The 13,089-nt window shown below is 66.8% G+C and carries 8 protein-coding genes; 4 read left to right on the forward strand and 4 right to left on the reverse strand.

Going from position 1 to position 13,089, the window contains the following annotated elements:
• Positions 1-458: 458 nt before the first annotated feature.
• The 4 genes from ACZ7M2_RS15005 to ACZ7M2_RS15020 all read right to left on the reverse strand — a co-directional run bounded on the left by ACZ7M2_RS15005 (position 459) and on the right by ACZ7M2_RS15020 (position 8,310).
• Entirely contained in the window at positions 459-2,729 is a 2,271-nt protein-coding gene (locus tag ACZ7M2_RS15005) for a helix-turn-helix transcriptional regulator (RefSeq protein ID WP_471595593.1), read from the reverse strand.
• Between the two features lie 500 nt (positions 2,730-3,229).
• Positions 3,230-5,416 carry an ATP-binding SpoIIE family protein phosphatase gene (locus ACZ7M2_RS15010; RefSeq protein ID WP_471595594.1) on the reverse strand — a complete coding sequence of 729 codons (2,187 nt, stop codon included), beginning with the start codon at positions 5,414-5,416 and terminating at the stop codon, positions 3,230-3,232.
• A 168-nt stretch (positions 5,417-5,584) separates the two neighbouring features.
• Positions 5,585-7,195 (reverse strand): CocE/NonD family hydrolase, encoded by a 1,611-nt coding sequence (locus ACZ7M2_RS15015; RefSeq protein ID WP_471595595.1) that lies wholly within the window; start codon positions 7,193-7,195, stop codon positions 5,585-5,587.
• Between the two features lie 203 nt (positions 7,196-7,398).
• A complete protein-coding gene (locus tag ACZ7M2_RS15020) occupies positions 7,399-8,310 on the reverse strand; it encodes an SDR family oxidoreductase (RefSeq protein ID WP_471595596.1) in 912 nt (303 codons plus the stop codon).
• A 627-nt stretch (positions 8,311-8,937) separates the two neighbouring features.
• On the opposite strand from ACZ7M2_RS15020, the gene ACZ7M2_RS15025 reads away from it, so the two are divergent.
• From ACZ7M2_RS15025 to ACZ7M2_RS15040, 4 genes are all read left to right on the forward strand, one after another.
• The gene (locus ACZ7M2_RS15025) at positions 8,938-9,360 is read left to right on the forward strand and encodes a hypothetical protein (RefSeq protein ID WP_471595597.1); all 423 of its coding nucleotides are present in this window, start codon (positions 8,938-8,940) and stop codon (positions 9,358-9,360) included.
• 686 nt (positions 9,361-10,046) lie between these two features.
• Positions 10,047-11,315 carry an extracellular solute-binding protein gene (locus tag ACZ7M2_RS15030; protein ID WP_471595598.1) on the forward strand — a complete coding sequence of 423 codons (1,269 nt, stop codon included), beginning with the start codon at positions 10,047-10,049 and terminating at the stop codon, positions 11,313-11,315.
• A gap of 95 nt (positions 11,316-11,410) precedes the next feature.
• A complete protein-coding gene (locus ACZ7M2_RS15035; RefSeq protein ID WP_471596019.1) occupies positions 11,411-12,262 on the forward strand; it encodes a carbohydrate ABC transporter permease in 852 nt (283 codons plus the stop codon).
• Entirely contained in the window at positions 12,259-13,089 is an 831-nt protein-coding gene (locus ACZ7M2_RS15040) for a carbohydrate ABC transporter permease (protein WP_471595599.1), read from the forward strand. The genes ACZ7M2_RS15035 and ACZ7M2_RS15040 overlap by 4 nt, the downstream gene beginning before the upstream one ends.

Here is a 13,089-nt window from a genome sequence, read left to right on the forward strand (position 1 = left end):
CAGCCGTGCGGATCAACGGCTGCGGGCGTCGAGTCCGGGTGCACCAGCAGGCGCGGTCGCCCTCGGATCACGGTGAGCCCGTGATCGTGAAAGTCCGCGCCTGCCGTACTTCCTGAACCCGTACTGAGCGGGCAGAACACCGCGAACCAGCCCTTATCCGATGTTTGGCGTCGCCATCGCCGCCAATGCCGGCTTCCGTATCGAGGTGCTGCGCGCGAGAAATAGTGGACATGGGGGTACGCCAGGAACCAGCCAGTAGTTCTGCGGGGTACGGGAGGCAGGTACCGGGTTTCACTGTTCGCCATGGACCGCGTACGGAGGGTATCCGCCTGTCGCCTGGACTCAGTGCCTCCCGAGTGGCCGCTCGCCGCACCCATCAGGTCGGCGGGGCAGCGCCTTTGGCTCGAGCGGCGTCGCCACCCGTCTCGCAGTCGCTCGATGAAGTGCGCCGTGGGGCACTACGCGCGGGGTGTTTGGGTCAGGCACCACCAGGAGGCGATCTGCGCGCGGGACCCGGAGTCAAGTTTGGACAGGACGTTCTGAATGTGCCAGTCGACAGTACGCAGCGACAGCCCGAGGCTGGAGGCGATCTGACGGTTACTCAGCCCCTTCGCGACGAGCGCCGCCACTTCACTTTCGCGCCGGGTGAGCAGGCCTGATGCGGCGTCCTCCGAGGCCAGCACACAAGCAGGGGCCAGGGCGAACTGGACGGCCTGGTCCGGAGTGACGCCGTGACGGCCGCCTTCTGTGAATGCCTGTGCGTATGCCTCCGGACCCAGGGCGTCTACGGCGGCCTTCTCACAGTGCGTGTGCTGCTCGGCCATGTGAGGGCCGAACGCGGATATGCCGGTGCCTGCGGCCCCCTCCCAGAGGGCGCCCGCGGTACCCAACAATCGGGTTGCCCCCAGGTGGTCGCCACCGGACGCGGTGGCCCAAGCGAACAGTTCCAGCATGCGCGCCACCATCGCGTGGTCGTTGAAACCCCGCATGTCCTCCAGTGCGGACCGAGCCAGCGCCTCCGCGGCCTCATTGTCACCACAGGCCCAGGCATGGTGGCCAAGCGCCATCAGCGCCTGCGCACGGGCCCACCGCTCCCCGCTCGCTTCGAAGACGGCGATCAGCTGCCTGCCCGTCCTCGTCGCGCGAGGATCGCCGGCATAGGCCTGGACGCAGGCCTCCGCAAGCAACCAGACGATCGAATCGCGCTCATCGCCCAGTGCCGTGTGGGCAGCCAACGCGTCTTCGTACCGGGCGACGCTCTCCTCCGGTCGCCCCCAGTAGTGGGCCGAAACGGCGCGGAAGCCTCCGACACGGGCCCGCAGCGCAGGATCACCCAACCGCTCAGCCAACTCCTCGGCCTCGTCCAGCCACCGGTCGGCCACAACCAGATTCCCCTGCGTTTGCGCCACCCATGCGGCGACCATCAGCGCACGGCCCCGCCCCGGAGTGTGGTCGGGCGCCGCGTTGAGGGCCCGGTCTAGCTGACGATGCCCCTCGCTGAGGAACCCACCGACACACCAGTGGAAAAGCAGCGCCGTGGCCAACGCGAGCCTGGCCTGTGGATCGGCGTCGTGATCCAGGGCCGCCAGCAGATTGAGGTGCTCGACCCGCAGCCGAGCCAGCGCCTCGACCTGACCGGGCCCGAACCAACCCTCGTCGATGCGCTGGGCCAGGGCGAGATAGAAGTCCTGGTGCCGTCGCTTGAGCGCGTCTTCCTCGCCCGATTCCCTGAGCCGTTCCTGGCCGTATTGCCGGACGCTCTCCAGCAGTCGGTAGCGCGACAGCCCGTCGCTCTCGGTAGTCAAAACGACAGATTGGAGGACCAGCCGGTCCAGAAGGTCCAGCACCCCGTGCTCCGTGATCCCCTCGCCCGCGCAGACTCTCTCGGCAGCATCCAGATCGAATCCGCCGGCGAATACGGACAGCCGATTCCACAGCAGCCGCTCAGCAGGAGCGCACAACTCGTAACTCCAGTCGATCACCCCGCGGAGTGTTCGCTGGTGCGGCCGCGCGGTCGGGTTCCTGCTGGTGAGCAGAGTAAAGCGATCCTCCAGCCGGTCCGCCATCTCCTGCACGGTGAGCGTGCGCAACCGGGACGCGGCGAGTTCGATCGCCAGCGGTAGACCATCCAGGCCTGCGCACAGCCGGGCGACCGGCGCCCGGTTCGCCTCGCTGAGCTCGAACCCAGGCCGAACGGCAGCGGCCCGGTCCTGGAGTAGGACCGCCGCATCCTTCTGCGGCAGCGGCGGAACTGTGAAGACGTGCTCGCCCGTGAGGCCCAGCGCATGGCGGCTCGTCGCCAGGATGTGCAGTTGCGGAGCGGCTGACAGCAGCACCTTAGCCATCTCGGCACAAGCCCCGACCAGATGCTCGCAGTTGTCGAGCACCATCAGCAACCGCCGTTGCGCAAGATACGCCGCGAGTCGCTCCACAGCGGGCCGGTCACCCAGGTCCGGCACGCCCAGCGCGGTCGCGGCCACATCCGTCACAGCCACCGGCTCCCGCACCGAGGCCAGTTCAACCAGCCAAGCCCCGTCCGTAAAAGTCTCTGCCGAGATGGCGGCGGCCGTCAGCGCCAGCCGGGTCTTTCCGACCCCACCCGCCCCGGTGAGCGTCAGCAGTCGAGCTTTCCCCAGCAGGCTGCCGATCTCGGTGACCTCCGGCTGTCGACCGATGAGGCTGGTGAAGGCCGCGGGCAGATTCCCACCCCGTGACGCCACATTGACCATGGCCCTTGCCTCCCGATCGCCACCTCATATAGCAACCCATCGAGCACAATTATCACGACACGGAATGCGAGTCCATGACGAGTCCGCCGTGAAGAAGGCAACACAGATATGCCGCTGGCGATACACCATGAGGCAGCAGCATTGAATGTTCGAAGGCCAGACCGGGTGACCGCCCAGCGACGCTCACCCGTGTGACATGGCTCACTGAATCGGCGAAGGCGCCCTGTGGTTGTTGTGAACGCGTCGCAAACCGAACGCATGATGCAATATCCCGTATGCATCCCGGCGTTTTCGCGAGGGTCTGATCCCCGCGTAATAGGACTCAGCTACGCCCATGTTGGTTCCAGGAGCAGTGAACACGTGTTGGACGTGGATTTATGCCAGACCGCGATGACGGTAGCGGCGGCGGCCGTGACCAAGAGGTTCGCCGTCGACACTCTGCGTCATTCCCCGGAGCACGTAAGTCAGCCTTGTCGCCGAAGCCCCTGCCAGGTTCCCGCTCACATCAGGTTGGAGGGGTTGTCCGGGCCAGCCAGAGACTGCTCCGCCCAAATAACCTTTCCGTCGCGCGTATGGCGTGTGCCCCATCGGTCGCAGAGCTGGGCCACCAGGAGAAGGCCCCGGCCGCCCTCGTCGAAGATGCGAGCACGACGCAGATGCGGAGCCGTGCTACTGCTGTCGGAGACTTCACAGGTCAGGGTCCTGTCGAAAATAAGGCCCAGCCGAATGGGCTCCCGACCGTAGCGGATCGCGTTCGTGACGAGTTCGCTGACGACGAGTTCGGTGATGAAGGCCGCCTCCTCCAAGCCCCATGCTCTGAGTTGATTGCCGGCAAGGGCACGGGCCTCGGCGACGACCACCGGATCGGACGGAATGTCCCAAGAGGCCACGTGGTCCGCCCGCAGCCCTCTGGTCCGCGCCAGGAGCAGGGCTACGTCGTCCGACGGCTGACCGGGCAACAGCGCGGCCAGCACGCTGTCACACGTCTCCTCCAAGGAGGGCGGAGCATGCAACAAGGCCTCGCACAGAAGGTTGAAGCCCACGTCGATGTCACGGCCGTGCGGGTGGAGCAGGCCGTCCGTGTACAGCGCCAGCAGCGTGCCTTCGGGCAGCTCGTACTGGGCCGTTTCGAAGGGGAGGCCGCCGAGGCCCAGAGGCGGCCCGATCGACAACTCAGGGAAGTCGGCAACGCACTTGGCCGGTCTGCCTGCGGCAGTGGCGGTCGGGGTGACGACAGCTGGCGAGAGGTGGCCGGCGCTTGCCACGGAACAGATGCCGGAGACCGGGTCGAGCACGGCGTAGAGACACGTGGCGCTGATCTCGTCCTCGGCCTGGTTCTCCTCACGTTGCAGACGGATGACCACGTCATCCAAGTGAGTGAGCAGTTCGTCGGGCATCAGGTCAATGTCCGCCAGGGTGCGCACCGCTGTGCGGAGCCTGCCCATGGTGGCGGAGGCCTGAATCCCGTGCCCGATGACGTCGCCGATGACGAGGGCGACCCGGGATCCGGACAAGGGGATGACGTCGTACCAGTCACCGCCGACGCCTGCGCGAGCTCCCGCAGGCAGGTATCGGTATGCGGTGTCCACCGCGGAGTGGGGTGTGAGGCGCTGGGGAAGCAGGCTGCGCTGGAGGGTCAGGGCCGTGGCGCGCTGGTGGGTGTAACGGCGGGCGTTGTCGATGTATACGGCGGCTCTGGAGGCGATCTCCTGGGCGAGGAGAAGGTCATCGTCGTCGAACGGGTCTTCCATATCGCCGCGGTAGAACTGAGCGAGGCCCAGCATGTCCCCGCGGGCCTGCAGAGGGACGATCAGCACGGAGTGGATGCGCTGTTGGAACGATGGCTCCGCGTGGTCGAGGGGCGGCAACCAGAAGAGGGGACGGTGGGCCGCCGCGTGCTCGGTGAGGGACTGCCCGGTGGCGAGCGCTCGGGCGGACAGTGAGTCCTCGGGGTAGGTGTGCCCCCGTCTGCTGCCAGGCAGGGGTTCGAAACGAGGGCTGGCCCTGGATTGCTGTGCGACGCATCGCAGCACCGGGGGGCCAGGGGCCGGTCCTGCTTCGTCATGCAGCAGCACGGCATCCAGCAGATCGACCGTGACCAGGTCGGCGAGGTGCTCGGTACCGAGATCTGCCAGCTCTTGGGCGGTGTGGGTGATGTCGAGTGTGGTACCGATCCGGGTGGAAGCCTCGTTGACCGTGGTGAGTCGTCGCTGTACGCGGCGGTCACGTTCCTCTTGGTAGGCCTCTACCGCCTGCTCGGCCGTGCGGTCGATGTAGTCAAAACCCATCGAGCTCAAGGCAACCGCCGCACCGTTGATCAGTTCCGGGTCCTTCGTACGTTGGGCTACCTCTTCAAGCACCACCTGGAGAAAAGTGGCGTGGCTAAGCCGATAAGCACGCGTGAGCGTTCTGAGCCGCCCTCCAGACTGCGCAAACAGACGCGCGAACTCAATGGCAGTGTGCGGCGCCTCTGCCTTGGCCACGTCAATGCCGTACTCAAGGATGTCCAGTACGTCACTGACATGATCGACGACGCTTGCCGGTAGCAACGGAACGAGGTCCTTGCGCTTCTCGAACTCAGGAAGTTCCGTGCGGAGGACCTGTACGAGGGCATCGACCAACTCGTCCGTCCGCGGTTTGAGACTGCGGGCGATGTCCGAGAGAAGAACTTCTACCTCGACCTCCACACCCAAAATATAGTGCTCCGTGTCCTCCCGGCGCGATTGCAAAAGGACGGCGCCGAAGGCTGACTGCGAAGGCGGAGGCCCTGGGTGAGGATCGAGCGGGTCCGCGGTCGAAGAGCATCCGAAGGCTTCATTCTGCTGCGGCGCCGTGACGGGCGCCGCAGCTTGGTTTCAGTCGACTGCCTGGACCGGGAGAACGATTACGGAGGGGCGTTCCGGGTCGTGATGGACGGTTTGGTCGGCGGCGCGGAGGGTGGTGGCGGTGACGTGCGGTTCCCCGGTGCCGAGGTTTCGGGCGTAGCGGGGGAAAGCGGCGCTGGAGACCTGAACGCGGATGCGGTGCCCGCGCTTGAAGCGGTAGGCGGTTGGCCAGAGCCGAACGGGGACACACTGAGGTTCGTCGGCGTCGTCCAGGCTCATGAGTCCGTCGCAGATGTTCCAGGAGTGCCCGGCGGGATCGACGTCGCAGAGCCGGACGAACACGTCGGCGTGGGACAGGCTGGAGCTGAACCAGATTTCGGCACTGACCTCGCCGATGATCTCCACATCCTGATCGAGGGCGGGCGTGGTGTAGGTGAGTACATCCGTCCGCTCTTCCAGCGTCGTGTTGTCGGCGCGACCACCTCCGTTGACCATGCGCGCGCCGCCGACTGCAGGGGTCGGGTCGGCGGGGTCATAACGGAAGTGGTCGGGCTGTGAAGCCTCGGGCGGTTCCGCAGCCAGTCCCCCACCGGGATGGAGGTGGAAGCGCTGCGGCTCGTAGCCTCGGGGCGGCCAGGATTCGAAGTCGCGCCACGCGTCCTCCCCCATGACGTACAGGCGCACGGGCTGGCGCTTCGGGGGTTCTTCGCCGCGGGCGTGGGCGAGGCCGAACTCGACGGCCTCGTCGACTGGAGTGCTGAAGAACAGATCGTGGGTCCACGGTCCGACGGTGAGACGTGCCGGGCGTCCCGCTTCTTGCAGGATCTGGAAGTCGCGCAACTGGCCGGGCAGAAAGATGTCGTACCAGCCGGCGATCGAGCTGACCGGCACGGTCACATCGGCCACTCGGGGCCGGTGGTCTCCGTCGGCCCAGCGCGAGGACTCCGCATCGTGGACGAGGAAGTCATGGATGATCTCGGAGCGCTCGCCGAAGGCGGCGACGTCGGCCTGGCCCAGTGGCAGCGTGCGCAGCGCACGCCTCGTCTTCATCGCCTGGACCGGCTGACGCAACGCCGCCCAGCGGCGTTCCTGTGTGCCGATGGCCACTCCCCATGAGAAGAGGGTCTCCAGGGACAGGGCGTCGGCCGGCAGGAGGCCCAGGATCAGCGCCGAGTCGGTCACGATGGGAATGATCGCTTTGACCTGGGGCGGAAGGCGGTCGGCTACCGCCCACTGCACGTATCCCATGTAGCTGGCACCGTGCAGTACGATCCCGTCGCCGCACCAGGGCTGCTTCACCAGCCAGTCGAGGGTCGCCAGGCCGTCCTCGCGTTCCTGCAGCATCGGATCGAAGGTGCCACCGGACCCGAAGCGGCCTCGAGTCGTCTGGATCACGACCTGGAAACCGCGCTCCGCCAGTGGACGGGCCTGGATGTCGGCCACCAGGCCGCTTCGGCCGTAGGGACAGCGAATCAACGCGGTCGGCAGGCCGTCGCCTCCGCTGCGCGGTACCCATCGGTCCGCCAGTAGTACGACCCCGTCCGGCATCGGCACTCGGAGGTCGCGCTGAACCACCAGGTCTCGCGTGAGTGGTGCGGACAGCTTTAGTTGACGCTCGACAAGGTGGCTTCTGAGATTCATCGAGGACCTTCTCTTTCTGAGGTTCACCGGCAAGCCGGCTCCGGGCGTGGACGGGCGTCACACGCGGCAACTGCTCAGCGGCGGCGGACTAATTCGCCCAGTCGGGGCGGCTCCGCCGTATGCAGTGCCGCGGCCGCCGTGACCACGACGGCACGAGCCGTCAAGCAAAGCCACAATCGGTCGCCAGCAGCGGGCGCGCTGGTTCAGAGGTGGGCAGGGACAAAGACGCCGGTTAGGCGTTCGGATTCGAGCCACAGGCGGGCAACGACTGCCTGGTCCAGTGCTCGGCGCGGGAGGCGGCCGGCCTTCGTCGGTCCGACCAACGACCAGCGGGGCCCGTAGTAGCCGCCAGCCACCACATCCGAACTGGTCGCCGCGTACAGCAGGGGCTCCGCGGCCTGCTCGACCCGCTGTGCCGGCATGAGCCTTGCCGAGACCCGGGTGATCAGACTCGGCTTGCCGCCGGAGTTCGATTTCGTGACCGGCCATCTAGTGCGGGTGTTACCCGGGTGTGCGCCGGTGGACAGCAGTGGCCATCCGCGCGCGGCAGCCCACTCGGACAACTGCCAAGCCATGATCAGATCGGCCAGCTTGGACTGGGCATAGGCCGCAGGCGGGCGATACCTGCGTTCCCACTGCAGATCGTCGAAGTTGATCCGCCCGACGCCGGCCATGCCGCAGCCCATCGTCGCCACCCGTGGAGCGGTAGCTTCCAAGAGGAGCGGCAACAGACGGACGGTCAGCGCGAACGGCCCGAGGTAGTTGCTGCCCATCTGCAGCTCGAACCCATCGACCGTTACCAGGCGGTCCGGTGGGGCCATGACACCAGCGTTGTTAATCAGCAGATCCAACGGTCTGGCGTTGGCGATCAGTCCATCGGCAAAGTCGCGGACTGAGGAGAGGTCGGCAAGGTCGATACGACGGACCTCCACTTGGGCGGACGGGTGCGCGGCGAGAATCTCAGCACGCGCTTGCTCGCCCTTGGACGGCGTACGCACCGCGAGCACGACGTCAGCACCAGCTCCAGCCAGCCGCTTGGCAGCCTCCTTACCGATTCCGCTGCTCGCACCAGTCACCACGGCAAGCTTCCCCTGCTGATCAGGAACCTGGTACATGTCGAGATCCTTAGAGACTGACGGTCCTTAACACCCCACAGCATAACGGACCGACAGGCTCTTAATAAGAGACTGCCGGTATAAGGATCTGAAACGTGACCGCGCTTGTCCTCTATGACCTGACACCGCCGCGCACAGCGATGCCCGCGAGGCGTCGCCTGGCCATTGCGCCCACGTCGTAGCGCGTATCGGAGTGACGGCCCGCGGAGGAGTGGCCCAGCCAAGACGGTTGAGCAAACCGATCGCACGCCCTGGGCCCGCAAAGGGGCTCCGGCTGACGAGCCCGACCGTGGCCACCTGACGCGGGGCGCCGAGAAACCGCAGTCGCTGACGACGCAAGCCGTCCGCTTCGCGCGCACAGCGCTCAGCCACGCGCGCCCCTCGTCAGGAGCTCGTAGCCTTGGTTCATGGCGGAAGCCACCTCCGACAGCGGGCCGGACAATAGCCATAAAAAGAGTGACGCCTCCGGACGAACCCCTTCCGGCGGCTCGGCGCTCACGGACCCCGCAGCCGAGAGCGGCGCCGAAGCCATCCAGCTCCCCGCGTGGACCAAAGCCCTCGGCTGGTGCGGTGTCGCCGGGCTGATCTACCTGCTGATCTGTGCCGTGAGCATCATCAGTCGCGGCTTTGCGGGGCTGGGCAGCGACGCGGCGCACACCATGTTCGCCTTCGCCGCGCACCCGCGGCGTCGGGCTGAGCGTCGGCGTTCTCGGAACGGTCCTGATCCAGTCGTCGACCACGACGACGGCCATCGCTGTCACCGCCGTAGGGTCGGGCGCGTTGCCCATCCAGGGCGCGATCCCCATCATTCTGAGCGCGAACGTCGGCACCACCGTGACGACGAGCCTGGTCGCACTGACCTTCATCGGCGACCGCACAGAGTTCCGCAGGGCGCTGGGCGCCTCGACCGTCCACGACTTCTACAACTGGCTCGCGCTGCTGATCTTCTTCCCGATCGAGCTGGGCGTCCGCCCGGCCCGTCCGATGGCTGGATCAGCAGCTTGTCCGCCGTATCGCGGCATGATTCATCACAGTTCCGCCAGGTGGTGACTTCACCAGGCCCGGCGCCCGCTGCGGCCCGTCCGCCCTGGTGAGGACGACTGCGTGACCATGCTCCTCGAACGAGTTCGGGCGGTTGTCGCTGGAACAGTTGGACCAGTGCGCCGGTGGGGTCGTACGAACCACTGGTGCCGGTAGATACGGCCGGCAGTGTCACGGGCTCCTCGATCGTCGTCTGGAGCAGGCCGGATGGAATGGCGGAGCATGATGTAACGGACGGACGCGCCGGGGCGCTCGGCGTCCGCCCCGGCGTAGCCGTTGGCGGGCGGCGGCGTCAGGCCGTACCAGCTTCTTTCCGACCTGGAGGGGCAGCCAATGCTCGCGCTCCGAGTTCGCCGCCGGGTTGATGTAAACCACGGGTTCGGTCCGGGGTAGTCCGTACACCGGGCGCCCGTCTCGGCGACGCCTGCCGACGGAGCTCCTTCTCACCGGCTTGCGAAAGTGTTTCGTAACCGAGCGATTTCCCCTTCTTGTCCCGGCTGTGAAGCCCGTGTCAGTGTCCTGGTCCAGCAGGCAGGACCATCCGCGGTGAGGGCACCGAAAGCCTTTCGTGCGCGCTACTCGTCTGCCTGGCACATGAACAAGGCACGCCGAGAGAAGAGAGGCAGAGCATGCGCGGATTCCAGGTACTCGGTCGTTCAGGCGATCGTGTCCTTCCCAGAACGCGTCGGGCGCTCGTGACCGCGGTCACCGCGACGGCGGCCCTGAGCGTCCTCGCCGCCTGCGGGACGTCCGGGCCGTCCACCACCTCGTCGTCGAAGGGACTGACGATGTGGGCGCTCAACGACCAGACGACCCTGAAGGAGTCCGTGGACGCCTACAACAAGGATCATCCGGACGAGAAGATCACCCTGCGGCTGTTCGCGAACGACGACTACAAGCAGAAGCTGCGCGTGGCCTTCGGCGCGAACCAGGCCCCGGACATCTTCTTCAGCTGGGGCGGCGGTGCGCTCGACGACTACGTCAAGGCGCACAAGGTCGACACCCTCACCGATGCGCAGGTGGATTTGCGCCGGTTCACACCGAGTGTCCTGAAGAGCGCCACCTTCGACGGCCATGTCTACGGCGTGCCCGCCAACGGCCTCGCCCCGGTGGTGCTCTACTACAACAAGAAGGTCTTCAAGGGCGCAGGCATCCAACCACCGAAGACGTACGACGACCTGCTGGCCGACGTGAGGAAGATCAAGAGCGCCGGCGTCACCCCGATGTCTCTCGCGGCCAACTCCAAGTGGCCGACGCTGATGTACCTGGAGTACCTGCTGGACCGCGAGGGCGGATCCCAGGCGTTCGACCAGATCGCCTCCGGTTCCGCCGAAGGCTGGAAGGACGCCTCGGTCACCGCGGCCAACACGCGCCTCCAGGAGCTCGCCAAGGCGGGTGCCTTCGGCGACAACGCCTCCTCCGTGAACTACGACCAGGGCGCCTCCACGGCCCTGCTGTACACCGGCAAGGCCGGCATGGAGCTGATGGGCACCTGGGAGTACGCCAACCTGGTCAAGGCCGCGCCGGACTTCGTGAAGAAGGACCTTGGCTACATGGCCTTCCCGTCCCTGTCCGGCGGCCAGGGCGACGCGAAGGACATCGTCGGCAACCCGTCGAACTTCCTGTCGCTGAACTCCTCGAGCAAGCACAAGTCCGCGGCGCTCACCTACTTCAAGGACTACGTCCTAAACGACTCCCAGGTCGACGCCTACCTGGCGTCCGGCAGCGTGCCGCCGGTCAACCGCCTGGAATCGAAGCTGGCCGCGGTGAAGTCGGTCGACGACAAGAAGTGGCTGACCTTCGTCTACGACCTGGTGCAGAACTCGCCGAACTTCCAGCTCTCCTGGGACCAGGCGCTGCCCTCCGACCAGGCCGACCCGCTGCTGACCAACGTGGACAAGTCATTCCTGCGGCAGATCACGCCCGAGCAGTTCGGCACGAACATGAGCAAGGCGGCGCAGTAGTGACCACCGTGGTTCGTACGTCGCGGCCGGTCGCGTCCCACAGGGCGCGGCCGGGCACGGCCCGTGGCGGGCGCCGCCGCTACAGCGGTCTGCTCATGGCCGCGCCCGCCCTGCTCCTGTTCGCCCTCTTCGGCCTGGTCCCGCTGGTCGGTGTGGTGGTGCTGAGCCTCGCGCACTGGGACGGTCTCGGTTCGATCGGCTGGTCCGGCTTCGCCAACTGGACCGGAGTCCTCACCGATGACGCCACCTGGCAGGCGCTGTGGCTCACCCTCAAGGTGATGGTGGTCAGCTGGCTGGTCCAGACGCCCCTGTCGCTGGCGCTCGGCCTCTTCCAGGCACCCCAGAACCGGCTGCGGGCGTTCTTCGCCGTGCTGTGGTTCCTGCCGCTGCTGCTCTCCGCGGTGGCGGTCGGACTGACCTGGCAGGCCCTGCTCGACCCGTCCTTCGGCATCGGCGCCACCCCGGGACTGCACTGGCTGGCCAAGCCCCTGCTCGGCTCGCCCGACCTGGCCCTGTACACGGTGATCTTCGTGATCGCCTGGCAGTTCGTGCCGTTCCACGCCCTGCTCTACCAAGCGGGTGTGCGGCAGATCCCGGTGTCGCTCTACGAGGCCGCCGCCATCGACGGCGCCGGCCCCGTCACCCGTCTCCTGCGGATCACCCTGCCGCAGCTGAAGTACACATTCGTCACGTCGAGCACCCTCATGCTGGTGGGCTCGCTCACCTACTTCGACCTGATCTACGTCCTGTCCGGCGGCACGGGCGGCCCGGGCACCGCCACCCGCGTGCTGCCGCTCGCCATGTACATCACGGGTTTCCAGGCGCACGACATGGGCCGCGCCAGTGCCGTCGCCACGCTCCTGGTGGTCTTCGGGCTCGGGCTGTCGCTGCTGACCACCCGCCTTTCCGGGTTCACCCGGATGGACAGCCAGCAGGAGGGCATGTGAGCACCGTCGTGACGGCCCTGCGCCGTGCCGCCATCAGCGGCGTCACTCTGCTGTGGACCGCGCTGGTCGTCGTACCCCTGTACTGGGTGGTCGTGACCAGCCTCCGCGGCCAGGCCGACTTCACCACGGGGAACCCCCTGGCGCTGCCTGGCCATCCAACCCTGGACAACTACAAGACGGTTCTGGACGGCGACTTCACGACCTACATGGTCAACAGCGTGATCGTCACCGCCCTTACGGTCGTGATCGTCGTAGTCGTCGCCCTGATGGCCGCGTTCTCGATCGTCCGTTACACCAATCCTTGGTCCCGTCTGACCTTCCGCCTCTACCTCCTGGGTCTGGCGATCCCCCTCCAGGCGGTGATCATCCCTGTCTACCTGCTGATCATCCGTATGCAGATGTACGACAGCCTGCTCGCGATCGTGCTGCCCTCGGCGGCCTTCGCGCTGCCGGTCACGGTGATGATCCTGGTCAGCTTCCTGCGGGACGTGCCGCGTTCGCTGTTCGAGGCGATGGTCGTCGACGGCGCCGGTGACTGGCGCATGCTGTTCTCGCTCGCGGCGCCGATGGCCCGCCCCGCGCTGGTGACGGTCGCGGTGTACGACGGCCTCCAGGTCTGGAACGGCTTCCTCTTCCCCCTGATCCTCACCCAGAGCGGCGACAAGGCCGTGCTGCCGCTCGCCCTGACCCTCTACCGCGGCGAATTCGGCATCAACGTGCCCGCGACAATGGCCGCGGTCGTACTGTCCACCCTTCCCATGCTGGTCGTGTTCGTCCTCGCCAGGCGGCAGCTGGTCGCCGGACTCACCGCCGGATTCTCCAAGTAG

Source organism: Streptomyces sp. NPDC111507 (genome assembly GCF_055638955.1).